Origin of the sequence: Pedobacter sp. G11, assembly GCF_003860265.1 — a bacterium.
GTDB lineage: Bacteria > Bacteroidota > Bacteroidia > Sphingobacteriales > Sphingobacteriaceae > Pedobacter > Pedobacter agri.
The window spans coordinates 1405876-1431943 of sequence record NZ_CP034190.1 but is presented as its reverse complement, the minus strand read 5'-3'; the positions used below and the strand labels follow the sequence as shown (position 1 = coordinate 1431943).

The 26068-nt window shown below is 38.3% G+C and carries 26 protein-coding genes; 18 read left to right on the top strand and 8 right to left on the bottom strand.

The window, feature by feature from the left end; genetic code table 11:
• From EA772_RS06255 to EA772_RS06230, 6 genes are all read left to right on the top strand, one after another.
• Positions 1 to 1044 carry an aminotransferase class I/II-fold pyridoxal phosphate-dependent enzyme gene (locus EA772_RS06255; RefSeq protein ID WP_124911893.1) on the top strand — a complete coding sequence of 348 codons (1044 nt, stop codon included), beginning with the start codon at positions 1 to 3 and terminating at the stop codon, positions 1042 to 1044.
• Positions 1045 to 1116: 72 nt separating this feature from the next.
• Positions 1117 to 1665, top strand: a complete 549-nt coding sequence (locus tag EA772_RS06250; RefSeq protein ID WP_168187490.1) for an RNA polymerase sigma factor — start codon at positions 1117 to 1119, stop codon at positions 1663 to 1665.
• Positions 1666 to 1723: 58 nt separating this feature from the next.
• Positions 1724 to 2746: a FecR family protein gene (locus EA772_RS06245; protein ID WP_124911889.1), complete on the top strand. Its 1023-nt coding sequence runs from the start codon at positions 1724 to 1726 to the stop codon at positions 2744 to 2746.
• A 91-nt stretch (positions 2747 to 2837) separates the two neighbouring features.
• On the top strand, positions 2838 to 6149 hold the full coding sequence (locus EA772_RS06240) for a TonB-dependent receptor (RefSeq protein ID WP_116168726.1): 3312 nt from the start codon (positions 2838 to 2840) through the stop codon (positions 6147 to 6149).
• Positions 6150 to 6159: 10 nt separating this feature from the next.
• Positions 6160 to 7530: a RagB/SusD family nutrient uptake outer membrane protein gene (locus tag EA772_RS06235; protein WP_010599184.1), complete on the top strand. Its 1371-nt coding sequence runs from the start codon at positions 6160 to 6162 to the stop codon at positions 7528 to 7530.
• A gap of 103 nt (positions 7531 to 7633) precedes the next feature.
• Entirely contained in the window at positions 7634 to 8134 is a 501-nt protein-coding gene (locus EA772_RS06230) for a phosphoglycerate mutase family protein (protein WP_124911887.1), read from the top strand.
• A gap of 69 nt (positions 8135 to 8203) precedes the next feature.
• Here EA772_RS06230 and EA772_RS06225 read toward each other — a convergent pair whose 3' ends face one another.
• The 4 genes from EA772_RS06225 to EA772_RS06210 all read right to left on the bottom strand — a co-directional run bounded on the left by EA772_RS06225 (position 8204) and on the right by EA772_RS06210 (position 12321).
• Entirely contained in the window at positions 8204 to 8881 is a 678-nt protein-coding gene (locus tag EA772_RS06225) for a M15 family metallopeptidase (protein WP_124911885.1), read from the bottom strand.
• Between the two features lie 95 nt (positions 8882 to 8976).
• Positions 8977 to 10203 (bottom strand): alanine dehydrogenase, encoded by a 1227-nt coding sequence (locus tag EA772_RS06220; protein ID WP_010599181.1) that lies wholly within the window; start codon positions 10201 to 10203, stop codon positions 8977 to 8979.
• Between the two features lie 72 nt (positions 10204 to 10275).
• Positions 10276 to 10692, bottom strand: coding sequence for a tRNA (adenosine(37)-N6)-threonylcarbamoyltransferase complex ATPase subunit type 1 TsaE (tsaE, locus tag EA772_RS06215; protein WP_246834056.1), 417 nt, complete (start codon positions 10690 to 10692; stop codon positions 10276 to 10278).
• Between the two features lie 75 nt (positions 10693 to 10767).
• Positions 10768 to 12321 (bottom strand): PglZ domain-containing protein, encoded by a 1554-nt coding sequence (locus tag EA772_RS06210; RefSeq protein WP_010599179.1) that lies wholly within the window; start codon positions 12319 to 12321, stop codon positions 10768 to 10770.
• Positions 12322 to 12432: 111 nt separating this feature from the next.
• Between EA772_RS06210 and EA772_RS06205 the strand changes: the two genes are divergently transcribed.
• From EA772_RS06205 to EA772_RS22035, 10 genes are all read left to right on the top strand, one after another.
• On the top strand, positions 12433 to 13656 hold the full coding sequence (locus EA772_RS06205) for an HD domain-containing protein (RefSeq protein WP_168187489.1): 1224 nt from the start codon (positions 12433 to 12435) through the stop codon (positions 13654 to 13656).
• 122 nt (positions 13657 to 13778) lie between these two features.
• A complete protein-coding gene (lpxD, locus tag EA772_RS06200; protein WP_010599177.1) occupies positions 13779 to 14855 on the top strand; it encodes a UDP-3-O-(3-hydroxymyristoyl)glucosamine N-acyltransferase in 1077 nt (358 codons plus the stop codon).
• On the top strand, positions 14845 to 16257 hold the full coding sequence (locus EA772_RS06195; protein ID WP_010599176.1) for a bifunctional UDP-3-O-[3-hydroxymyristoyl] N-acetylglucosamine deacetylase/3-hydroxyacyl-ACP dehydratase: 1413 nt from the start codon (positions 14845 to 14847) through the stop codon (positions 16255 to 16257). The genes lpxD and EA772_RS06195 overlap by 11 nt, the downstream gene beginning before the upstream one ends.
• Positions 16257 to 17042 (top strand): acyl-ACP--UDP-N-acetylglucosamine O-acyltransferase, encoded by a 786-nt coding sequence (gene lpxA / locus EA772_RS06190; protein ID WP_010599175.1) that lies wholly within the window; start codon positions 16257 to 16259, stop codon positions 17040 to 17042. Before EA772_RS06195 ends, lpxA begins: the two co-directional genes overlap by 1 nt.
• A 38-nt stretch (positions 17043 to 17080) precedes the next feature.
• Positions 17081 to 17563 carry a GNAT family N-acetyltransferase gene (locus EA772_RS06185; protein WP_124911883.1) on the top strand — a complete coding sequence of 161 codons (483 nt, stop codon included), beginning with the start codon at positions 17081 to 17083 and terminating at the stop codon, positions 17561 to 17563.
• A gap of 10 nt (positions 17564 to 17573) precedes the next feature.
• Positions 17574 to 18188 carry an ABC transporter ATP-binding protein gene (locus EA772_RS06180; protein WP_124911881.1) on the top strand — a complete coding sequence of 205 codons (615 nt, stop codon included), beginning with the start codon at positions 17574 to 17576 and terminating at the stop codon, positions 18186 to 18188.
• Positions 18189 to 18801: 613 nt separating this feature from the next.
• Positions 18802 to 19362, top strand: a complete 561-nt coding sequence (gene efp / locus EA772_RS06175) for an elongation factor P (RefSeq protein ID WP_010602180.1) — start codon at positions 18802 to 18804, stop codon at positions 19360 to 19362.
• 119 nt (positions 19363 to 19481) lie between these two features.
• Entirely contained in the window at positions 19482 to 20042 is a 561-nt protein-coding gene (efp, locus tag EA772_RS06170; RefSeq protein WP_010602181.1) for an elongation factor P, read from the top strand.
• 349 nt (positions 20043 to 20391) lie between these two features.
• Positions 20392 to 20952, top strand: a complete 561-nt coding sequence (locus tag EA772_RS06165) for a 5-formyltetrahydrofolate cyclo-ligase (protein WP_124911879.1) — start codon at positions 20392 to 20394, stop codon at positions 20950 to 20952.
• Between the two features lie 10 nt (positions 20953 to 20962).
• Entirely contained in the window at positions 20963 to 21121 is a 159-nt protein-coding gene (locus EA772_RS22035) for a hypothetical protein (protein ID WP_157258990.1), read from the top strand.
• Between the two features lie 65 nt (positions 21122 to 21186).
• Here EA772_RS22035 and EA772_RS06160 read toward each other — a convergent pair whose 3' ends face one another.
• The 4 genes from EA772_RS06160 to EA772_RS06145 all read right to left on the bottom strand — a co-directional run bounded on the left by EA772_RS06160 (position 21187) and on the right by EA772_RS06145 (position 24952).
• Positions 21187 to 22143: a formimidoylglutamase gene (locus EA772_RS06160; protein WP_124911877.1), complete on the bottom strand. Its 957-nt coding sequence runs from the start codon at positions 22141 to 22143 to the stop codon at positions 21187 to 21189.
• The gene (gene hutI / locus EA772_RS06155) at positions 22136 to 23377 is read right to left on the bottom strand and encodes an imidazolonepropionase (protein ID WP_124911875.1); all 1242 of its coding nucleotides are present in this window, start codon (positions 23375 to 23377) and stop codon (positions 22136 to 22138) included. Before hutI ends, EA772_RS06160 begins: the two co-directional genes overlap by 8 nt.
• An 88-nt stretch (positions 23378 to 23465) precedes the next feature.
• Positions 23466 to 24233, bottom strand: a complete 768-nt coding sequence (locus EA772_RS06150) for an exodeoxyribonuclease III (RefSeq protein ID WP_124911873.1) — start codon at positions 24231 to 24233, stop codon at positions 23466 to 23468.
• Positions 24233 to 24952, bottom strand: a complete 720-nt coding sequence (locus tag EA772_RS06145; RefSeq protein WP_168187488.1) for a peptidylprolyl isomerase — start codon at positions 24950 to 24952, stop codon at positions 24233 to 24235. The genes EA772_RS06150 and EA772_RS06145 overlap by 1 nt, the downstream gene beginning before the upstream one ends.
• Positions 24953 to 25046: 94 nt before the next feature.
• Between EA772_RS06145 and EA772_RS06140 the strand changes: the two genes are divergently transcribed.
• Together EA772_RS06140 and EA772_RS06135 are read left to right on the top strand one after the other, a co-directional pair.
• A complete protein-coding gene (locus EA772_RS06140; RefSeq protein WP_124911869.1) occupies positions 25047 to 25451 on the top strand; it encodes a hypothetical protein in 405 nt (134 codons plus the stop codon).
• A gap of 79 nt (positions 25452 to 25530) precedes the next feature.
• Positions 25531 to 26067, top strand: coding sequence for a heavy-metal-associated domain-containing protein (locus tag EA772_RS06135; RefSeq protein WP_124911867.1), 537 nt, complete (start codon positions 25531 to 25533; stop codon positions 26065 to 26067).
• The last annotated feature ends 1 nt before the right edge of the window (position 26068 follow it).

Genomic DNA, 26068 nt, shown 5'->3' with positions numbered 1-26068 from the left:
ATGAACACCGATTTTAAATCGATTAATCAACCTTTTTCAAATACCGTTGTCGTTAATGGAAAAACATACCTCTATTTTGGTGGAACAGCCTATTTAGGCATTCCTCAAAATGAGGCGTTTATTGATTTATACCTTGAAGGCATAAAGAAATTTGGCCTAAATAATGGCACCAGCCGAAGCAACAATATTCAGCTAGGTATTTATGACGCAGCCGAACAAGAAGCGGCAAAAAGATTCTTAGCCGAAGATGCATTAATTACGTCAAGCGGTTATTTGGCAGCACAACTCACTGTTAAATCATTGTCCGCATTTGGAAAAGTGATCTATGCGCCCGCAACACATCCGGCGCTCTGGTTAAATGCAGCACCCGATACCTTCACTGATTCATTTAGCCAATGGAAACATCATACCATTGAAGCTATAAATTCATCGGAGGAGCGAAATTATGTGCTGATCAGCAACTCGATGAATAATCTTTTTCCTGAAATTTATGATTTCGATTTCCTGGAAGAAATTAACCCTGACAAAAACATTGTACTTATTGTTGATGACTCACACGGAATCGGCGTGAACAATAATGGATTAGGCGCCTTTAGCGAATTGCCTAAGCTCAAAAACGTAGAAACTGTTGCTGTGGCATCGATGGCTAAAGCATTAGGGGTTGATGCTGGCCTGGTATTGGGATCAAAAGAAATCATTCAACAGCTTAAAAGCTCAAACATTTTTGTCGGCGCTTCGCCGCCTGCAGCAGCAGCACTCTATGCATTCATGCATGCACAAGATTTATACCAAACCGCTTGGGAACAGTTACAGCAAAACATCGATCATTTTAGCGATGCAATTAATTTGACATGGAAGTTTGAACAGGGCTTTCCTGCTTATTTGATCAATTATCCAAATTTAGCTACAGATCTTTTAAAACATCATATTTTGATCTCATCCTTTCCTTACCCAAATGCAGACAGCAAGCCCATCAATCGGATTATTTTGAGCAGCTGGCATCAGCCGGAAGATATTGATCAATTGATCTCAGTGTTAAAATAAAATATTAGCAAATGAATAAATTAACACTATATTTATTTCCAGCTAACACTAACCAGGTAGTTTTGAGCCATTGTGTCAAACTATATTCAAAATATAATAGAAGGAGATCATTTATCTTTTGAAATAGTTTTTAAACTATGGCATAGGAAAGTTTACGCTTATTTTTTCAAGAAAACAGCTTGCGAAAACCAGGCTGAAGAACTTACCCAATTGGCATTTATCAAGCTTTGGCGGTTTAAACATACCTTATCAGAAGATTTTCCGCTGGATGTACAGCTTTTTAAAATTGCCAAAAGCACCCTGCTTGATTATTTTAAAAAGATCGCAAACGATAACCGGAATCTTCAAATTTATCACCGGGACTTGCTGGAAACGTCCACAGCAGAATCAAAACTTTACGAGGCAAAACAAGAACTGGATATAGTTTTGAGTTGTTTGCCTCCTACCAGGAAACAAGTTTTTGTACTTAATCGCTTACATGGTTATTCATATAAAGAAATTGCAGAAAAGCTTTCCATATCTCCGCGAACAGTAGAAAAACACATTTCTTTAGCTACAAAGCAACTTAGCGGCTATGCCGGTATCGCCTATTTCTTTATCCTTTTGGGATTTTTGAAATAAATCAAATTTATTTTTTCTTCATTACGGGTTTTTGGTCAAATCAATCGTATTGCTTAATATGAATGTTTCTGATCAGCTGTTAGATAAATATTTCAAGAATAAATGTACACCTGAAGAAAAGCTGGTGGTGGAAAATTATTTGCGGGAAATTGAGGAGTTGCCAGATCATTTTGTGCAAAAAGAAGAGTGGGATGATGCAGAAGATTTCCCCATGTCGTACGAGCGAAGTGATTTAATGTTTGAGGCTATAAAAAAACAAACATTGCGCAAAAAACACAAACACTTATGGCTTACCATTTGCTCAATCGCGGCGGCAGTTCTGGTGGTTTTAGGCATCGGTTTTTATACCTCTCAAACGGCAGACTTTAAACAAAAGGTTGCTAAGCTCATACCAAAGAAGGCCAGCAAAATCAACCAGATCAGTTTTAAATCGATTAACAATTTCACTGATAAAATTCAAAAGTTTACCCTTCCTGATCAATCTACTGTTAAAATTTATCCTGGTGGAGAACTAACGTATGCTCTTCCTTTTGTAGCAGCAAAACGTGAGGTGTTTTTATCTGGCACCAGTTATTTTCATGTGCAGAAAGATAAAAAGCATCCTTTTGTGGTTTATGCAAAGGGTGTTTCTACAACCGCCTTAGGTACATCGTTTACTATAGTTGCCGATGAAAAAAGCAAAATCATCACCGTAAAACTCCATACCGGAAAAGTGTGGGTTAAAGATGTTGATTCAGCAGGGAGAAATTCAATGTTCAGCAAAATCCTGCTTCCAGGGAATGCTTTGGTGTTTAACAGGGTGGACAACAAATTGAATGTAGAAACCTTGAATCAGATTCACTCGGAGAAAGAAGTCAAATCAGAATTAATTTTTAGCCAGGCTCCGCTTGTAACAGTATTTCTGAAACTAGAACAACATTACAAAACCAAAATTATATTCAATGCCGATGATCTTTCAGCAATGTCGTTTACCGGAACACTAAACTTAAACCAAACTATAAACCAAATACTTACCGAGCTAACAGAACTAAACAAACTAACTAAGGAAAGAGTAGCAGAGGGTTACTTAATTAAAAGATAAAAACAAACAAACATTACCTGAAGAACTATGCTGCCATTAAACGTAGTATGGGGAATCTATTGCCTAAAACAAACAAATTAATCATTGTACTATGCTTAGAAACTTTACAAAACACTTGTTGCTTTGTTTGCTGATTGTATCAGTAACTGCAACGGCCTGGGCTCAAACATCAGAGATTACAGGGATTGTAAAAGATGAAACCGGCGCCCCGCTAATTGGTGCCTCCATCGTTTTACTTAATACCAAAACCAATGAGAAGAAGGGGATTATGGTCAATCCCGATGGAAAATTCCAAATTACCGGATTATCTGCAGGTGTACCCTACAATATTAGTGCTTCTTTCATTGGCTATACCACTAAAACCATTGAAAATTATTTACTTAAAGCCGGCGAACAAGCTACTTTGCTGATTCAGCTTAACCCGGCAGCATCATCTTTAACCGATGTTGTGGTGGTGGGTTATGGTAGTCAGAAAAAGAAAGACGTAACCACTGCAATTGCCAGTATTAAGGCTTCTGATTTAGAAAACCAGCCAATAAATAATGCTGCAGAAGCGATGGTCGGTAAAATGGCCGGTGTTCAGGTTTCGCAGGGATCAGGAACCCCTGGAGGTGCATTGTCAATTAAAGTACGTGGCGTTGGTACCATTACTGCCGGTTCGAATCCACTGTATGTAATCGATGGTGTTCCGATCTCGAATGATAACATCAATACCATTAACACCAATGACATTGCTTCCATCGAGGTTTTGAAAGATGCATCATCAGCTGCCATTTATGGTTCCCGTGGATCAAATGGAGTGGTTTTGATTACCACCAAACAAGGTAAAACAGGGGTGGCCGCCATCAGCGTAAACAGTTACACCGGCTGGCAGAGCCTTGCGCACAAAATTGATATGATGGATGCCTATCAGTATGCACAAATGACCCTTGAATCAAGAAACAACACCTATGCTGATGCAATGGATGCGATTAACCGAAGAAACGCGGCAACAGGTTTACCACGCATTAATTACAACATTAATGATAGTAACGCTCAGCGTTTGGTCAATTCTGGAAACAATACGAGTGCCGTGATACCAACAGAGATTCTTCCTTATTTAAATGGCCAGCAAGGTTTAACGAATACTGATTGGCAGGATGAAATTTTTAGAACAGCAAAAATTCAAAACCATTCTATTTCTGCCGCAGGCGGAAGCGAAACAATGAAATATTATGCTTCACTTGAATATTTTGATCAGGATGGCATCATTTTAAACAGTGGTTTTAAACGATACAGCGGCCGACTTAACCTGGATGGTAAAAAAGGAATTTTCAGATATGGCGTGAATATTACGCCATCTTTAATTAAAGAAAAAAGGTTAAATGCAAACGGTGCGTATAACGCAGGAAATGCCAACGGCTTAAACACCGGTGGTATTGTGGCGTCGGCACTACATTATTCACCACTTTGGCCCGTTTACAATGCCGATGGAAGCTACAGTTTTGCACAAAACTCTTGGAGCCCCGGACAAGTCACAACTTTGCCAAACGGTTCGACAATTACAGGTAATGGTGAAACACAAGCCTGGAACCCGGTTGCTTTGGCCATGTTGCAAAAAGACGATGTTGGCTCCAACAGATTAACAGGAAGTACCTTCGTGGAGGCTGAAATCATCAAAGATCTGAAATACAAAATTCAGTTGGGTGTCGATATTTTCAGCAGTGCGGAAGATACATTCAGGCCGTCTATTATTCCATTATCAAATACAGCCGGAAATCCGCTATCTGATGCACAGGCAAGTTCCAGAACAATAAGAGAAACAAACTGGTTGTTAGAACATACTTTAAATTACACCAAAACTTTCGGCGATCATAATTTAAGCGCTTTATTAGGTTGGTCAAACCAGAAAGACGATCTGAGTGGAAATTATGCCGTAGCAACAAGAGGTTTTATCAGTGATCAGATTGAATACTTAAGTGCTGGTTTAGTAACGAATGGAACTTCAACCAGACAACAATGGTCTTTAGCTTCGGGTATTGCCAGAGTTCAGTACAGCTATAAAAGCAAATATTTATTCACCGGTTCGGTAAGGGCCGATGGATCTTCGAGGTTTGGGTCAAACAACAAATGGGGTTATTTCCCATCAGCTTCTGTGGGTTGGAGATTATCAGAAGAAGAATTCTTGAAAAATGCTAAAGCAATTTCTGATTTAAAAATCAGGGCAAGTTTAGGTCAAACCGGTAACTTTAATATTCCGAATTACCTTGCTCAAGGTGCCATGACCAATTATGGATACATTTTCGGCGGTGGAACGCCAGGCGTTGTGAATGGTGCAGCTCCTTTTGCGCAGCCAAATGATGATTTAAGCTGGGAGAAAACAACTCAATTGAACGTTGGTTTCGATGCAGCATTCTTCAACAATAAATTAACTTTATCGGTTGATGCTTACAACAGTAACACCACTGATTTATTGCTAAACGTACCGGTGCCTTTAACCACAGGTTTCTCTACTGAATTGAAAAACATTGGTAAAGTAAATAACCGTGGTATCGATATTAACCTCGGTACGCAACAACAATTTGGAGCTGTAAAATGGACTGCAAGTGCCAACTTCTCTAAAAACAAAAATAAAGTTGTTGAGTTAGGGCCTGGCAATGCCGATATTATCAGTACAGGTTCGGTTGCCAATGCGTACTTTTTAACCAGAGTTGGGGAACCAATTGGATCATACTACCTACCTGTTGTTTTGGGGGTTTTTGCTAATCAGGCAGAAGTAAATGCTTATCCTCATTATTTAGATACCCAGGGTAATTATGATTTAAATACTTCGAAACCGGGTGATTTTAAATTTAAAGATGTTGATGGAGATGGCGTAATTGATTTGACCAAGGATCGCGAAATTGTTGGTAATTACCTGCCAAAATTCACTTATGGTTTTGCAACTTCTGCAGAATATAAAGGCATTGATTTGAATGTATCGATGCAAGGTGTTTACGGAAATAAAATCCTTAATCTTTCCCGCAGGTATTTTGCCAACAAAGAAGGTAACATGAATAACATGATTAGCTCTTTGGATAGATGGGTTTCTGAAAGCAATCCAGGTAGCGGACAAGATGTGAGGGCAAATCGTGTAGCCAAAGGGAGTAACGGAACAACTTCAACCTGGCATGTAGAAGATGGTTCTTATTTACGTATCCGCAACATTGCATTAGGCTACACTTTCCCAACAGATTTAATCAAAAAGCTGTCTTTAAGCAAAGTGCGATTATATGTTTCTATGCAAAACCCATTTACGTTTACCAAATATACCGGTTACAATCCAGAGGTTACCAATCGCTCTGCCGCGACTACAAATGGTGAAGACTATGGCGTTTACCCAACGGCTAAAACAACTTCAATCGGTTTAAATATCACTTTATAAAATGAAGATCATGAATAAATATATCATACCAATCATAGCAGGCGGCTTAATTATTTCAGCTACATCCTGTAAAAAGTTTTTAGATTTAAAGCCTCTTGATTCGTACACTGAAAATACATTTTATGTGGATGAAAAAGGCTTACAAGGCGGACTGGTTAGCTGTTACGATGCTTTGCAGACAGATAGTTTGTACGGAAACAACCTGCTTACCTTAGGCGAAATCCGGGGAGATAATGTTACCGACAATGATCCGGGATCCGGAGCTGGTGTTCGTAACTCCATCGAAGTGTTTTCAGAAACTTCAGCCAACAACATTTTGGCAGCATCCTGGCAAGGACATTATAAGGCCATTTACCGCAGCAATATCGTACTCGATAGAGCTCCTGGCATCAGTATGGCCGATGCGACAAAAAATCAGATCATTGGTCAGGCGAAATTTATACGTGCTTTGAGTTACTTTAATTTAACGCGTTTGTGGGGCAATGTTCCTTTGGTTTTAACGGTTCAAAAAACAGCTGAAGCCAGAGAGAATGTTCGGGCAACTTCAGCACAGGTGTATCAGCAAATCATCAACGATTTAACTGATGCAGTTAGTAAGTTACCTGTTTCATGGGCCGATGCGCAACGTGGAAGGGCAACCAGTTATGCCGCATCTGCATTATTGGCGAAGGTTTATTTATACCAAAAGAGATATGATTTGGTCGTTTCTACCTTACAACCGCTTGCAACTGCTATTTACGCCGGCACGGTACTTTCTGTTGTTCCGCAAACCACAACCTTCCCAAGCGGCATGAAAACCAGTAAGGATGTTATTTTTGCTGTTCAATATTTAAATGGAGGAGTTAAAGAGGCTGTAAACCAGGATAACCGTTATAGAAATAATAACAATACCAACACCATCAGTATTCCTCAGGCTATTTTTGAAACTACAGATAACCGCAGGGCATTGGTAGCCACAACAGGTACAGGCGCTCGCCCAGGAAAGTTTAATAGCCCGGTTTCTAATTCAACTGAGATCAGTGGCGACTTCCCGATAATTCGTTGTGCGGATGTTTTGCTAATGTATGCTGAAGCATTAAATGAAGTTGCTTACGGAAACACGGAAGCATTTAGAGCATTGAATGCAGTACGGACCAATGCGGCAGCAACAAACAAAACGGCGGCAACCTTAACAACCCAGGCTGAATTTAGAACTGCAGTTTATTTGGAGCGCCGATTAGAATTGGCGCTGGAAGCTGATCGGTGGTTTGATATTGTAAGGACTGGCCAAATGCCGACAATCTTTCCTGGTATTCCTGCTTTTAGAGCCATTTACCCGGTACCTCAAGCGGAGATTGATAACGTAAACAATAAATCTGGCTGGCAAAATACAGGATATTAAGCAGCGCAAATTAAAACTTAACCGGTTTCGTTTAAAAGCGATACCGGTTTTCTTTTGCCCAATTTTAGCTTCGGTTAACAATATTTTTTTTAATCTTTACAAAATGAAACGACTGATTTTATTCTTTTCGCTAAGTTTTCTAATCTCAACAACAGCTTTTGCGCAAAACACCGAAGTTTGGGTAGTTCGCCACTCGGAGAAAGACAAAACAAACCCTGAAGATAAAGATCCAAATCTTTCTGATGAGGGTAGAATCAGAGCTGCCGATTTAGCAATCTATTTGAAGAAAGTAAAATTCGATGTGGGCTTTAGTACGCCATACAAACGAACACACCAAACGCTAGATTCACTCATCATTCCTAAAGTAATTAACTACAAAGACCCAAAATCGTTGGTTGATTCTGTGAAGAAAAATTACGTTGGTAAAACCATAATTGTTGCCGGCCACTCTAATACCGTATTAGAAATTATTGAGGCTTTTGGCGGAAAACGCCCAATGGAAATGCTTACCGATGATGATTACGATTATATTTTTCGATTGACGGTAAAAGATGATAAAGCGAAAGTGAAAAAGGATCAGTTTGGCAGGCCACACCATCTTTAGTTGAGAATGTAAGCTAATTAACTCATCCTGTTGTATGAATGGCGATTATTCAAACACCAACCAACTACATTATAGTTTTTCAAACGGAATATCCATCAAATCGTAACTTTGCCAGCCAGAAAAATCATAATGCCACCATTCATTGTCAAGGACATTCATTCTATACTTTCTCATAGTGGCGATTAAGAATTCACGATTTTTTTTAACCTCCGGAGTTACCGGCTCATAATTGGCGGCAGCCGCAGCAGAAAAACTATCGTACGGTGTTGCCATCGCTACTTCTTTTCCCGTTTTTAGATTAATCAATGTCAAATCAACTGCACAACCGCGATTGTGTTTAGAACCTTTTGCCGGATTAGCCACGAAATTTTTGTCGCTTGCTTTTTTATAAAATTCTACGGTGATGGCATACGGTCGATAACCATCAAAAATCTTCAGTCCGTAGCCTTTTTTGTTTAATTCCTTTTGAATTTTTTTCAGTGATTCAACTACCGGACGGCGGGCAAACGCCCTGGCCTGTTTATACATCACCTGTTTCATAAAATTATTCTTCGTGGCGTAGCGAATATCCAGCTTGATATTTGGAATTTCCTTCTTAATTTCCACCAATTCATTATTTGGATTGGTTTTTACTGAAGCTAAATATTGGTTATAAGAGTTAATAACAACCAGTTTTGATGCTGAGTTGCTTTGTGCTAGCGCAGAAAAAGACAGGGATAGTAAGAATAGGAGAAATTTTATTTTCATCTTGGTGGATATTATAATTAGGTCGTCATTGCGAGGCACAAAGCAATCTATTTGCTTGTGAGATTGCTTCGTGCCTCGCAATGACGGCTATATCGTTACTGGTTCGAAACCACTAATAATTCCAAATCCTTAAACGGCAAATTAAACATATCAGCCAAATCTTTATTGGTACAGTTACCTTGATAAATATAAAGGGCTTCACGAATGCCCGGATTATTCCAAACCATATTCATCAAACCGCCAAATTCACCAATATCTAGCAAAATAGGTGCAAAAATATTGGTCAAAGCATACGATGCAGTGCGTGGAACACGAGATGCAATATTTGGTACACAATAATGTATTACATCGTATTTTCTAAAAATGGGGTTGGTATGATTGGTTACTTCTGAGGTTTCAAAGCAACCGCCCTGATCAATGCTCACATCAATCACCACTGAATGCGGTTTCATCCGGGCGACAGTCTCTTCCATCACCACACATGGGCTACGTCCATGACTGGCACGAATGGCACCGATTACTACATCGCAGGTAACAATGGCTTTATTTAAAACGATGGGCTGCATTACTGAGGTGAAAACCCTACTGCCCAGGTTATTTTGTAAACGACGTAAACGATAAATGGAGCTATCAAAAACTTTAACTTCAGCGCCCAGAGCCAAAGCAGTTCTGGCGGCGTACTCTCCTACTGTTCCGGCTCCTAAAATTACAATTTCTGTAGGTGGTACACCGGTGAAGCCGCCTAACATTAAACCTTTTCCACCAGTCACATTGCTTAAATATTCTGCCGCAATCAGAATCGATGTAGAACCTACAATTTCGCTCATTGCCCGCACCACACTTAGCACATTACCTTCATCACGTAGATTTTCAAAGCATAAAGCATTAATTTTTTTCTGCATCAAAGCTTTTAGATAATCTTGCTTCAATGTTCCGGTTTGAAGTGAAGAAATTAAGGTTTGGCCTTTATGCATCAATTCAATTTCTTCCAGCATTGGTGGTGCTATTTTTACCAGAATGTCTGAATCGAAAACCTCTTTTTTGTCATAAGCGATTTTAGCACCTTGCTCTGCATACTCTGAATCGGAAAAGTTAGCAGCTATTCCTGCACCACTTTCCAAAACCACTCTATGTCCGTTGTTTACCAATAATGCTACCGAAAGTGGGGTTAGCGCAATTCTATTTTCTTGAAATGAAATTTCTTTTGGTATTCCAATATTCAGGCTATTTTTCCTGTTTCTGGTTTCTAGCGTCGCCTCTTGAGTTTGCAATAAACCCTGGCGAGCAATGTCGGCCATTCCTTCGCGTAATCCTGTAGCCATGATGTTTAAAAATGTATTAGTTTTAGGTTGTTCAAGATAAGGAAATTCTGTTGATTAATTGAAAACTAATTGTTACACCTTCGATAAGCTGAAAATTCTTTCGTTCCCCTCGCTAACAAAAATTTCAACCTTTACAAAATGATCAGGCAATAACTCTGCCACTCTTTCAGGCCACTCAATTAGGCAAATTCCGCCACCATAAAAGTATTCCTCATAACCCAAATCGTAAGCTTCCTGGATGTCTTTAATCCGATAGAAATCGAAATGAAAAACTGGTCCGTTTTGGCTTTCATATTCATTTACGATAGAATATGTAGGACTCGAAACTACATCTTCTATACCGAGTGTTTTGCAAAAGCTTTTAATGAATGTGGTTTTTCCAGCACCCATTTCTCCTTCGAAAATGAATATCCTTTCTTTCGAGGCAAATTCAAGAAGCTCACTGGCAACCTGAGGTAAATCGGATAAATCTTTTACTGCTATTTCCATGGTAAAAAAATAAAGGCAAAAGTAATACATAATTGCATTGCTTTTGCCTTTTCACTCCCCTTCAGGAGCCAACCATTATCTTGGCGAATAAGTTACCACAGGGATGATCATTTCTTCAAGAGAAATTCCACCATGCTGAAAGGTCTCATTATAATAGTTTACAAACTGGTTATAGTTGTTCGGATAAACGAAGTAACTATCCTCACGGGCAAAAATATAGCTACTGCTGATATTAATCTTAGGCAATAAAGCGTCGTGAGGGTTTTTGATCAGAAACACCTCTTTCGCATTGAAGTTTAGATTTCTTCCCTGTTTATACCTTAAGTTAGTATTTGTTGCCCGGTCTCCAATAACTTTAACGGGTTTCTTCACCCGAATGGTTCCATGATCGGTGGTAATGATTACTTTCACCTGTTTTTGCGCAATTTTCTTTAATAAATCCCAAAGTGGTGAATGCTCAAACCACGATAAGGTTAAAGAGCGGTAAGCTGCATCGTCATTTGCCAGTTCCCGGATCATTTGCATATCGGTACGGGCGTGGCTCAGCATATCTACAAAGTTGAAAACAATCGCATTGAAATCGTTCTGCAATAAATTATTGGTTTGTTCAACCAAATCTTTCCCCTGCTCAAAAGTTAAAATTTTATTGTAGCTAAATTTGCAATCTTTTCTTAAGCTCCGCTTGATGTTATCGGCCAGAAACGCTTCCTCGTGCATATTTTTCCCGCCTTCATCATCATCATTTTGCCATAGTTGAGGGAAACGCTTTTCCATATCTAAAGGCATCAATCCGGAAAAAATCGCATTACGGGCGTACTGCGTTGCCGTTGGAAGAATACTGGTGTACATATCTTCCTCGTCTATCCTAAAATATTCAGAAATTAAAGGATTAATAATTTTCCACTGATCATACCGCAAATTATCAATCAGGATGAAAAAAACCGGTGTCGTATCATTTATATGCGGAAAAGCTTTTTTCTTTAACAGCTCATTTGATAACAATGGTGATTTATCTTTATTCTGTACCCAGTCAAGATAATTTTCTTCTATAAATTTTGAAAACTGCGTGTTGGCTTCCTGTTTCTGCATGGTTAAAATTTCATGCATCTGAGGATCATCCAGTTTTTCTAACTCTAACTCCCAGAAAACAATTTTTTTGTATACCTCAATCCATTCTTCATAATTCAACCGATCGCTTAACGTCATGCCCAAACGACGGAAATCTTGCTGATAAGCCATTGAGGTTTTTTCACTTACTAAACGTTTGTTATCGATTAACTTTTTAATGGTTAGCAAAACCTGTTTCGGGTTTACTGGCTTAATTAAATAATCATCAATTTTACTTCCAATAGCATCTTCCATCAGGTTTTCTTCCTCACTTTTGGTGATTAAAACTACAGGTACATCGGGGTTTAGGTTTTTAATGGCAGATAGTGTTTCAATTCCACTCATGCCTGGCATGTTTTCATCTAAAAAAACAAGGTCGAAATGTGCTTTTCCAAATGCTTCGAGGGCATCGTTTCCATTGGTGAAAGTAGTTACATCATAACCTTTATCATTCAACAATAATATATGAGGTTTTAATAAGTCGATTTCGTCATCGGCCCACAATATTTTAGTTTCTTGCATGTTTTTGTAAAAATAGGTATGTAATGCCTTTTTATTTCGGCAGGTAAATCAATCTATAAATAAAAATAGCAATTTTTGTACCGTATCTAGCTATTTAACTATTTTTAACGATTGAATAAGAAGAAAATAATCAATGATCCTGTTTACGGATTTATAAGCATTCCATCCGAATTGGTTTACGATGTTATTTCACATCCGTATTTCCAACGTTTGCGCTACATCAAACAACTGGGAATGACTCACCTGGTTTACCCGGGGGCTCTACATACGAGATTTCACCATGCACTGGGTGCGATGCATTTAATGAGTCTGGCAATTGAAGTACTAAGAAGTAAAGGCCATATCATTACCGAAGGTGAAGAGGAAGCTGCCACACTGGCTATTTTACTACACGATATTGGGCATGGTCCGTTTTCGCATGCCCTGGAACATTCATTGGTTACAGGTATTAAACATGAGGATATTTCATCCAAGCTGATGCAAGATCTGAATGTTCATTTCGATGGAAAGTTAAGCCATGCCATTGAAGTTTTTAATGGAACTTATCCAAAAAGATTTCTTCACCAATTAATTTCTGGCCAGCTTGATTTAGACCGCATGGATTATCTGAATCGTGATAGTTTCTTTACCGGTGTAAGTGAAGGTGTCATCAGTTTCGACCGGATTATCAAAATGTTTAACGTTTTCGATGATGATTTGGTTATCGAAGAAAAGGGTATTTATTCTATCGAGAAATTTTTAATCGCCCGCCGTTTAATGTATTGGCAGGTTTACCTACATAAAACAGTAATTTCTGGCGAAATGATTTTGGTGAAGCTGCTGGAACGAGCGAAAGAGTTAGCTGCAGCTGGCCAAGATCTATTTGCCTCGCCATCCTTAAATTACTTTTTAAAAAATGATATCAGTGAAACCAACTTTTTCGAACAACATGAAAATCTGGAGCATTTTACCAATCTCGATGATCAGGATATTTACGCCGCAGTAAAAGTTTGGGTAAAACACCCTGATAAAATCTTATCCAAACTTTGCCAAATGCTTACCGCCCGAAATTTATACAAGGTAGAAATGGGAAATGAGATGGCACCAAAGGATCGCGTTGATTTTCTAAAAAATGCAACAATAGATTTATTAAATATTAAACCAGAGGAAGCCCGGTACTTTGTTTTTACCGATGCCATTCAAAACAGAGCTTACAATGCTGGTGTTGGAAATATTAAAATTTTGATGAAAAATAACGATATTGTTGATATCGCTAAAGCTTCAGATCTGTCCAACCTGGAGTCACTGCAGAAAACGGTTGAAAAATATATTCTTTGCTACCCGCGGGGGATTTAAGATTAATTAACAAAATATTTAACTTTTACTGCCGTTTTAAGTCTTACTATTGTGTAAAATATACACAGTTTAACCTTTACAGGTTTTTTTGTTCATATCAATTTAACATATACCTTTGTACGATGCAATTTACTGCAAAGCAGATAAGCGAGTTTTTAAACGGTTCCATTGATGGTAACCCTGATGTAGCCGTTACCGAACTTTCTAAAATAGAAGATGGTAAAGAAGGCTCATTGTCTTTTCTTTCAAATCCTAAGTACGAAAACTTCTTGTATTCTACTCAGGCTTCTGTAGTCATCGTTTCAAAAGATTTTGCTCCAACGCAGCCTTATACCAGTACATTAATACGTGTAGATAATCCGTATAGCTCATTTACAATTCTGTTAGATAAATACAACGAAGCTGTAAATGCACAGGCGGCTCAATCTGGAATCGATAAATTGGCCTTTGTTCATCCTTCAGCAAAAATTGGTAAAGATGTTTTTATTGATGCTTTTGCTTACGTTTCAGAAAATGTTGTTATTGCCGATGGATGTAAGTTAAATGCACAAACCTTTATTGGCGCAAACTCAAAAATTGGCGCAAACAGCACCTTTTTTCCTGGTGTAAAAATCTATCATAATTCCGTTATCGGCAATCGGGTAATTATTCATGCAAATACAGTAATTGGAAGTGATGGTTTTGGTTTTGCTCCGCAAAAAGACGGTACCTACAACAAAATTCCACAAATTGGAAATGTAGTGATTGAGGATGATGTGGAAATTGGTGCCAATACTACTGTCGACCGTGCAACCATGGGCTCAACAATTGTAAAAAAAGGGGCAAAAATTGATAATCTCATTCAAATTGCTCACAATGTTGAAATCGGCGAAAACACTGTTTTAGCTGCGCAATCTGGCATTTCCGGAAGCACTAAAATTGGCCCTAATAGTGTTGTTGGCGGTCAGGTTGGTATTGCTGGTCACCTCACCTTGGCGAAAGGCACTCAAATTGGCGCACAAGCCGGGATCAACTTTAATATCACCGAAGAAAATAAACAATGGCATGGCAGCCCTGCGCAACCATTGCGCAACTGGATGCGTGCTTCAGTAATTTTTAAGCATTTGCCAGAAGTTGAAAAAAGAATTAACGCCTTAGAAGAAGAATTGAAAAGGCTTACTGCCGAATTGGAAAAGAATACAATACACAATGAACGTTAGACAAAAAACGATTAAAAAAGAAATATCAGCAGCGGGTGTTGGTTTACATACCGGCGCTAATGTTACCCTTACATTTTGCCCTGCGCCTGAAAATCACGGTTTTAAATTTCAACGTATTGATTTAGAAGGACACCCGATCATTGATGCTGATGCCGACAATGTAACCGATACTTCCCGTGGAACAACCATTACTCAAAATGGCGCAAGCGTTAGCACCGTTGAACATGTAATGGCCTCGTTAATTGGTATGGACTTAGACAACGTTTTAATTAAACTTGATGGTCCGGAAACACCGATTATGGATGGCAGTTCTATCCAGTTTATTGATTTATTGGAAGAAGCAGGATCGATTGAGCAAAATGCAGATCGTGAATACTTTACCATTCCACATAATATTACCTATACAGAAGAAGACAGAAAGGTAGAAATCGTGGCCATGCCATTAGATGATTACCGTTTTACCTGTATGATTGATTATAATTCTCCGGTTTTAGGCAGCCAGCATGCGGGCATCAATACCATTGCTGAGTTTAAAAAAGAAATTGCTTCTTGCCGTACTTTCTGTTTTTTACATGAGCTAGAATACCAACTTTCGCACAATTTAATTAAAGGTGGCGATTTAAATAACGCGATTGTTATTGTAGATAAGGAAGTTACAAAAGATGAGTTGAGCCATCTGGCCAAATTATTTAATCGTGCTGATATCGATGTAGCGCCTCAGGGAATTTTAAATAATATGGAGTTGCGTTATCAAAACGAACCAGCCCGTCATAAGTTATTGGATATGATTGGCGATTTGGCTTTGGTAGGGATGCACCTGAAAGGTCATATTATGGCTGCTCGTCCGGGGCATGCCGCTAACGTTGCTTTTGCCAAAAAAATTAAAGCCGCGATTAAAAAAGAGAAAAATAAAAAAATACAAAAAGTGTACGATCCAAGCGCTAAGCCATTATACGACGTTGTTCAGATTATGGACATTTTGCCTCATCGTCAACCATTTTTGTTTGTAGATAAAATTTTAGAACTTTCGAAAAACCACGTTGTGGGCGTTAAAAACGTAACCATGAACGAAGAGTTTTTTAAAGGCCATTTTCCTGGTGCACCAGTATTTCCTGGTGTAATTCAAATTGAGGCCATGGCACAGGTGGGTGGCATTTTAGTTTTAAGTACCGTTCCCGACCCAAGTAATTACCTCACTTATTTCTTAAAGATAGACAATGTTCGTTTCAGGGCTCAGGTTCTTCCAGGCGATACTATTGTTTTCCGCTGCGACTTACTTGAACCGATCAGACGAGGAATTGCTCAAATGAAGGGTGTGGGTATGGTTGGCGAGAAAATCGTTGTCGAAGCCGAAATGATGGCCCAAATTTCAAAAGTTAAACAACCAGAACCTGCCCAATAATGATACAACCTTTAGCATACATACACCCACAGGCAAAAATTGCCGAAAACGTAGTGATTGAACCTTTTGTAGTGATACATAAAGATGTTGTAATTGGTGAAGGAACCTGGATCGGATCAAACGTAACCATCATGGATGGCGCCCGTATCGGTAAGAACTGCAGGATTTTTCCTGGCGCAGTAATTTCAGGAGAACCTCAGGATTTAAAATTCGCAGGTGAAGTTACCACTGCCGAAATTGGCGATAATACCACCATTCGCGAATGCGTAACCATTAACCGTGGCACGAAAGATAAATGGAAAACAGTTATTGGCAGTAATTGCTTAATACAGGCTTATTCACACATCGCTCATGATTGTGAGGTAGGAAATAACTGTATTTTTTCAAACAGTACTACTTTAGCTGGTCACATCACTATTGGTAACAATGTTGTTTTGGCTGGTTTAGTGGCTATTCATCAATTTGTAAAAGTAGGCTCTTATGCTTTCGTAACCGGTGGTTCATTGGTTCGTAAAGATGTGCCACCTTATGTTAAAGCTGCCCGCGAGCCGCTTTCTTACGCCGGAATTAACTCGGTAGGCTTGCGCAGAAGAGGTTTTACCAATGAGCAAATTGACGAAATTCAGGAAATTTACCGTGTACTCTTCGTTAAACACAATAACGTTACCAAGGCTTTAGACATGATTGAGGCTGAATTCAAACCAACAGAGATTCGTGATGAAATCGTAGATTTTATTCGAAATTCTAACCGTGGCGTGATGAAGGGTTTCGGGATGGGCAGTTAAGCTCAAAGCAAAAAACGCAGAAGCTTATAGCAATATCCATGAGCCATTTAAAGCTAATCAGAACCCATTCAGCACATACTGATTTCATGCAGTTAGTGGCTTTGTTGGATCAGGAATTAGCAGTTAGAGATGGCGATGAACACAGCTTTTATGCTCAATTTAATAAGGTTGATGCCATAAAAGAGGTTATTGTTGCTTACCAAAATGAAATTCCTGTGGCCTGCGGAGCTATAAAAGCGTTTTCAGAAACCGCAGCTGAAGTTAAACGGATGTTCGTTCATCCTGATTACAGAAAGCAAGGCATTGCCATTAAAATTTTAGCTGAGCTGGAGCAGTGGGCCAAAGAATTAGGATATAGTGAATGTGTGTTAGAAACCGGCAAGAAACAGCCCGAGGCAATTGCTTTATATCAAAAGGTTGGTTATCAAGTAACGCCAAATTATGGCCAATACGTAGGTGTAGAAAATAGCGTTTGCATGGCTAAACCACTATCCAATCTCCTACAGGATAATAATTCTTGAAACTGAATAAATGAAGATCGCTTTAAACAATGTTGGCCGAAGATTTAACAAGGAATGGATTTTCCGAAACATGAGCACCGAGTTTAGTTCAGGCAACAGTTATGCGATTTTAGGACCGAATGGATCAGGCAAGTCTACTTTACTAAGTATTTTAACCGGAAGTTTAACCCCTTCAGAAGGCGATATTTCGTTTGCTGGTGGCTCAAATATTCCGGTTGAAGATATTTATAAATACATTAGTTTAGCCGCACCATATTTAGAGTTGGTAGAAACTTTTACCTTAAAAGAGATTATCAATTTCCATTTCAAATTTAAGAATTTTACCGCTGGTGTCGATGCGCAATCGCTAATTGGAATTCTCGGCCTTGAAAAATCCGCAAACAAAGAGATTAAATACTTTTCATCTGGAATGAAACAAAGAACCAAACTTGCATTGGCTTGTTGTTCCGATTCTCCAATTTTATTTTTAGATGAACCTACCAGCAATTTAGACGTTCAGGGAATAGACTGGTATCATGAATTGATCGAAAATTTTGCGAAAGATCGGTTGACAATAATTGGTTCTAATCAAATCCACGAATACGATTTTTGTCAAAATCACCTGCAAATAGCTGATTTCAAATAGCTTAACACCTGATTTCGAGGCTAGAATGCTGATTAATTTGTCATCAATTTGTATTATAATTATTTTTTTAAAAAAATATTTTGCAATTGAAAAATAGTTCTTACCTTTGCACCACCAAAAAGAGAAACATTTATTAATAAAATCTCTGAAGGGAAAACATTAATATTCTCCGTTTTACGGAAACAAAATATAGCTGTAAAAAGCAAAAAAATTTTTCATAGTTTAGTTTGAGGTTTAGGTTGATTATGCCTTTGGAGTGGTTCCCAAAGGCATTTCTTTTATAAGCTGATTTTTTTAGAAAAATCATCATTGAGAGGCATAACGTAATCCCAGAGCACTCGATTATGAACGCCCGTAGCCATAAGGTTTCTTAATTCCTATCAACAAACAAAATGGCGTTTGTAGGAGCTGGTTTTTATTTCTTACGCGAACCCAGCTATTCTAAACCCGATTGCCACGGAAATACTTTTTTGATAAACCTAAGAGGTTTATTTTTACAAAAAAGATTGAAGTAAAAGCGGGACTATAGTAACCGATTTATTCCAGGCTTTGCTTTCCAAATCAAGAAACCTTTATTTAACTTTGATATTCAAAAAACAAAACATCATTATAAATGGCAAAGGCATCAGAAGTAAAAAGCGGAAATGTGCTTCGTTTTAACGGAGAGTTGGTAAGTGTAGAAGAATATATCCACCGTACGCCAGGCAATTTAAGGGCATTTTATCAATCCCGCATGCGCAACGTAAAAACAGGCAAAATTGTCGAATATCGTTTCCGGACAGATGAAGAGGTTACCATTTGCCGCGTTGAAACCAACGATTATCAGTATTTATATGAAGACGGGGATTATTTAGTGGTGATGGACAACAATACATTTGAGCAATATAATATCCCTAAATTACTGTTCGGCAGTGCGATTAAATTTCTTAAAGAGGGCATGAATGTAACTGTTGCTTTTGAAAGCGATGAACCGATTGTTGCACAGTTGCCTAACAGTGTCGAGCTTGAAATTACTTATACCGAACCTGCCGTAAAAGGCGATACCTCTACCAGTGCACAGAAATATGCAACCGTAGAAACCGGAGCCGAAATAAGGGTGCCATTGTTTATTAACCAGGGCGATAAAGTAAAAGTAGATACCAAAACCGGCGACTATATGGAGCGTGTGAAGTAGGCAATAACTCCTTATTCACTAAACCTTAAAGCCCTAAACCGTTGTAGGTTTTTGTTAAAATAATTTTACCTTTGCCGTCACAAAAAACTGAAATATAAATCCAAATAGGATCACATCATATGGCAAAAGCATCAGAAATTAAAACAGGTAACATCCTGCGTGTAAACAACGAATTGGTTACCGTTGATGAGTGGAATCACCGTACACCAGGTAAAGGCGGCGCTTTTTACACTGGCAAATTTCGTAACATTAAATCGGGCAGAATCGTAGAAGCCCGTATGAATACTGACGAGGCAGTAGAAATTTGCCGCGTAGAAACAAATGATTATCAATATTTATACGAAGATGGCGATTATTTGGTGGTGATGGATAACAACACTTACGAACAATATAACGTAGAGAAATCGTTATTTGGTTCGGCCATTAAATTTTTAAAAGAAGGCATGAGCGTAATCGTTTCAATGGAGAGCGATGAAGCCATTATGGGGCAGCTGCCAAACTTCGCAGAATTTGAAATTACTTATTCGGAGCCAGCGGTTAAAGGCGATACTTCTACAAATGCATTAAAGGCTGCAACGCTTGAAAATGGCGTTGAGGTTAAAGTGCCAATGTTTGTAAACCAAGGCGATAAGATTAAAATTGATACGCGTACAGGCGAATATGTAGAGCGTGTAAAATAGTTTATCAAAAAATAATGGAGCCCCTGAATTCATATTTCAGGGGCTTTTTTGTTTCAAAATTTGCTACAGAATTATGCAAATCAGTTCGAAATATTTCTCATGAAGATCTATTTTTCCAGGCAATAGTTTTTGAAAATGATTGTAGAAAGTTCTTCGGAAGAAGCAGCCCCGCTATCTGTTCCAATCTTTTTTTACGCAAGTTGTGATGCTGAGGCACAAAGGCATCTGCAATAAAAAAAGTATTTCCACGTCTATCGGGTTTACGTACCTCATTTTTGCAAATAGGTTCCGTTGCTAACCGCCGATAACAGCCACAATCCAAATTATTATATTTACCTAAATTCGCAATATGTTTAAGTCAGAAATTAGAAAGCAGGCATTAAAAGAAAGATTATCTTATCATGATGATGAATATCAGAAACTTAATAAAATGTTGCTGAAACGATTTCAAGCATTGGATTTTAGTGATATTACAACCATTCATATATTTCTGCCAATAGTTGAAAAAAAAGAACCAAACACCTTTCTATTAATCGAATGGCTAGCTGAAAATCATCCTCAAATTCAAATCATAGTCCCCAAGGCTGATTTTGAAACGGCTTTGATGACTCATCATGAATATTTAGGCATAAATGATTTGCAAAAGAACCTTTACAACATTCTGGAACCGCAAAAGGGAAACATACACGACGGAGAAATTGATATGGTTTTGATTCCGCTATTAGCTTTCGATAAAATGGGTTACCGGGTTGGTTTTGGCAAGGGATTTTACGACCGTTTTCTCGAGAATATAAATGCTCAAAAAATAGGCTTATCTTTGTCGCCTGCAATTGATCGCATTGACGACGTGAGTGAACACGACATCAGGCTGAATTATTGCATTACACCTACAGAAACCATTAAATTTTAAGCTTACAATCATGGCACAGGAAATCGTTATTAAAACTGAGAAACAATACGAAGACAACATGATTGCTGTATTTGAATTGCAGGAAAAAGAAGAGCTTACTGCTGAAGATTTAAAACAAATTGAGCTGATGCTAAAAGCTGGAGAAAAATACGAAGCAGAGCATTTGTAGAACTTAGTTCTATAATATCTTACTGATTACACAGATTTTCGCAGAACCAAATCTTAAGAAACAATTTAAGCTTGCGCCTTAATAAAATCACTAACTAAGTAAGCAATTAATTTAGAGGTTAACTTACTAACCCTACCATCAAGCAACCTTGTTGCGCCTTCGCTGATGTGCAGATAAGAAAACTTTTTTTCATTCGTTAAAATTAATTTTCGAATATCATTTACAGCGAAACCTGACGGGGTTTCGGCGCTTGCAAGTACATTTTGAATGCAATCTAAATCTATCTCTAAACCTGCAACGGAACCAATAGCAAAAAAGAAATTTTCGTCTTCTACGCCTTTTAAAATATCATCAAAAAATATCGGCTTCAGCTTTGGGTTTGCCTCAATTTGACTTAAAATAGCCTCGTTATTATAGTTTTGATGCAAACCGTACATGAAATAATTATCCATATATTTCCCGGCTAGCGCATAAGTAAATCCGTTTCCGCTATGTCTTCCTTCGGGCTCCCTTAAATCTGCGTGTGCATCCACATTTAAAACATCAATCGACTGCTTTTTGGCCAGCGATGTTCCTTTAATTATTGGATAAGCGTTGTTATGTCCGCCGCCAATCACAATTGGAATTTTACCCGCAGCAACAATTTTTTCAATTACCGGATAAACCAAATCATCGATTTCACTTACCTTTTTTCTTAAGCCATCGATGGTAGAATCTTTAGGTTCTTCAATTTCGAAATGCCCCAGCACTAAAATTTCTTCGCCTGACAAAAACCGGTTGCTTTGAATGTTTAAGAATGCCATTAACGCTGGTCGCCAGGTGGTAGAAGCGCCCGCAATACCTGAGTTTGCCCGAATACCAATATCTTCCGGAATACCTAAAAGCACAAATTTTGCAGTTGACGACTGCAGCGCATCAAGAGAAGAAATGGTTTGTATCCTTTCACCAAGTTTGGTTTCGCCACTCCGGTAAATAATCAGGTTATTGATATCGCTTTGCGAATATATTTTAAGGCTATCCATTATAAATTTCACCGTTTAAAATGATGGTTTCTACTTGTGTTTCACCAAAACTGTAAGGCAGATAGGCCATTGAGGGCATCGGTTTGGTGATAAATAAGTTTGCTTTCTTACCAATTGAAATGCTTCCATATTCGCTACTGATTTCCATCGCGGCTGCACCGTTTAATGTAGCGGCATTTATGGCCTGCTCTGGTTGCATTTTAAGCTTTATACACCCTAACGAAACCACAAAATTCATGTTTCCCGATGGCGTTGAACCGGGATTATAATCGCTTGCTAACGCAACCGGAACATTTTCGGCAATTAAACCTTTGGCATCGGCAAAAGGAATTCCCAAATAAAACGAACAAGAAGGCAAAAGTGTTGCAATGGTATTTGATGTTTTTAAACTATTTATGGTTTGCTGATTGGTTTCTTCAAGATGATCAACCGACACGGCGTAATTTTTTACACCAACTTCAACTGCTCCAAATGCAGAAAGTTGATTGGCATGAATTTTAGGTTTTAAGCCAAATTTTGCACCCGCTTTTAGGATCTGGTCTGTTTCTTCGACGGAGAAAAATCCCTTTTCACAAAAAACATCAATATAATCAGCTAATTTTTCTTCTGCTATTTGAGGCAGCATTTCATGGATAATTAAATCAATGTAGCCTTGATGGTTATCTTTAAATTCCTTTGGATACGCATGCGCCGCTAAAAACGTAGCCTTAATTGGAATCGGAAAGTTCGCTTTTAAGCGCTGGATTACCCGCAGCATTTTAATCTCGCTCTCTACCGTTAAGCCATAGCCACTTTTAATTTCAACGGCACCTGTGCCTTGCAAAATCATGTTTTTTAAACGACTGGATGCGCTTTCGAATAACTCGTCTTCTGATGCATGTTGAAGTTTATTGGCAGAATTTGAAATCCCACCGCCTGCAGCTGCAATCTCTTCATAAGTTTTACCTTGAATTTTCATGGCGAATTCTTCTTCCCGCGAAGCGGCAAAAACTATATGTGTATGGCTATCGCACCAGGATGGAAAAACAAATTTACCTTTAGCTGAAATTTGAGATGAGAGATTTAAGATTTGAATAGGAATTTCGCTCATCTCACCAAAATCTTTAATCAAACCGTCTTCTACTAAAAGCCATGCATTTTCCAATATGGGTAAGTTGTTCATTTCGTTTCCGCGAAGAAGCAACTTATCTTTTGGATGCACGCCTACAAGGCCTTTTATATTTGTGATGAGCATCTGGTTAGCGGTATTATTGATTAATTGTTTAAATGGTTAATCGGGTTTGCAAACAGTTAACCACAAATAGATTAACCGCTTAATCACGTCATTCTATCTCTAACAAAACCGGACAATGGTCGGAGTGTATCGCATCGGGTAAAATTCTTACGTTTTTTAATCGGCTTTCCATTGGTTTTGTAACCAAATGATAATCGATTCGCCAACCCAAATTTTTACCTCTTGAGCCCGCACGATAACTCCACCAGGTATAATGATGCGGGTCTTTGTTAAAATGGCGGAAAGCATCTATAAAACCATTATCTAAAAATAGCTGCATCCATTCGCGTTCTTCTGGTAAAAAGCCCGATGAATTTGCATTCGATTTTGGGTTGTGAATATCAATTGAGGTATGGCAAATGTTATAATCTCCACTCACAATTAAGTTTGGGATTTCTTTACGCAGTTCATCGATATAAACATCAAAAAACTTCATGAAAGCATATTTTTTCAACTGCCGTTCATCTCCGCTCGAACCCGATGGCATGTACAAACTCATCAAAGAAAAATCATCAAAATCGGCCCTTAAAATTCTTCCCTCTTGATCAATCCATTCTTCGCCGCAGCCATATTCAACATAATTAGGTTTAATTTTGGTTAAGATGGCTACGCCACTATAACCTTTTTTTTCGGCCGGAAACCAATAATGATGATAACCCAGCTGCTCTACCAAAGCAATAATCTCAGGAATTTGAACGGGTAATGCTTTTACTTCCTGCAGGCAAATCATATCGGCATCTGTAGTCTGCAACCAACCGAAAAAGTTTTTCGTACTTGCCGCCCGAATGCCATTAACGTTATAGGAAATGATTTTCATCAGGACTTCATTATCATTTTGTCCTTTAATGAAGCATTTAACAGTTGCTTCTCCAACTTTTTCGCCTCTCTCCTTTTCAAAATCGTGATATCCATTTTAACATCACTTTTAGGACGGTTATTTTTATCGGTTGTTAAAACAGCAATTTTATCGACCATATCCAGACCTGAAATTATCTCTCCGTAAACGGTATAATTTCTATCTAAGTGCGGTGTACCACCAAGGGTTTTGTAAACCTGTCTTTGCCATTCCGGGATTTTAAATTTTAATCTCTTCTCTTCGAGGCTGTTCAATTGTTCCTCCGTAAAAACTTTCCCTTGCACCAAGTAAAACTGACTTCCGCTCGATGCCTTTTCAGGATTATTGTCTCTAGCGGCAGCCAAAACACCTTTTTTGTGAAACAGACTATCTCTAAATTCTGCCGGGATGGTATATTTTGGGCCACCTTCACCCAGTAAAGAATCTGGCTTTGCAGTTTTGGAATCCGGGTCACCGCCCTGAATCATAAAATCTTTAATCACCCTGTGAAATAAAGTGCCATTATAATAACCTTCCTTTGTAAGTTTTAGAAAGTTATCACGATGTAATGGCGTTTCATTATATAGTTTCACGATGCACTCGCCAAACTCCGTTTTAATCCGGATATATTGATTTTTTGGCTTCGCTGCAAAAGCTGATAGCACAGAAAAGGTGCAGATCAATAATAATAATTTCTTCATTTGAAAGGTGTTTGGGGCTAATTTAAGGTAAAAAATGAAATTCAATAAATAAAGCAGTTTAATATTCGGTTTTTTTTGCCTTAACTTTGTAGTAATGAAGTTAAAACAAAAAATAGCACTTTCTTTGGCCGTATTGTATGCGGTTAGTGTTATGGGTTTGGCTTTAAGTTTGCATTTCTGCGGTGGTAAACTGGCAAATGTGCAACTGTTCAGCAATGAGCTTGCTTGTAAACTCTGCAAGGATATTCCTGCTGAAAAGATAAAAGACGATGGCTGTTGCAAGAACACTCAGGTAACGGTTAAAGTAAAAGATAGTCATCAAACTGCGGCAAAAGTAGAAATGCCAAAGTTGTTTTCTATCCAGCTTTTTCTGCACCCACCGGTTTTAGAATTTCTCACCAATATTACCCCAGTTTTTTTCAGCAAAATCAGCAACAAAGCCCCGCCGCTTTCCTCGCGGGTTGCCTTGCATGTTTTCAATTGTATTTTTAGGAATTAGGATTACTCATTTGCCTTTCGGTGCTTAAGCATTTCCAAAGGCGCAATGTGACATTTCTTAAATTCTAATTTCAAAAATCATGAGAACAATAAAAATATTCAGCATCATTATGCTTCTTTTTGCCGTTAAAGTTTCGGCTCAACAAATTTCAACAGCAGATTTAAAAGTGACAGGATTAACCTGCTCCATGTGTTCAAATGCAACACAAAAATCACTGGAGACCTTAGGTTTTGTTAATTCCGTAAAACCAGATTTAAATAAAAACATCTTCGTTTTAACTTTCAAAAAAGGCGCCGACATCAATATCGATTTAATTCGTAAAAAAGTTCAGGATGCTGGTTTTTCTGTAGGTGGCTTAACAGCTGATTTTACATTCAATCAGGTTAAGGTTGATGATAAAGGTCAGGCGATTGTTGATGGTAACGTTTATCGTTTCGTTAATGCAAAAAGCAAAACTTTAAATGGAACGGTAAAAGCATCAGTAGTTGATAAAAATTTCATTTCTGGTTCTGCATTTAAGAAACAAGCAACCACGCTTAATTCTGATGCTTATGCAAATGGAACAGCAGTTGTAAACGGAAAGAAAACTCGTGTTTATCACTTAGTTCTTTCCTAAA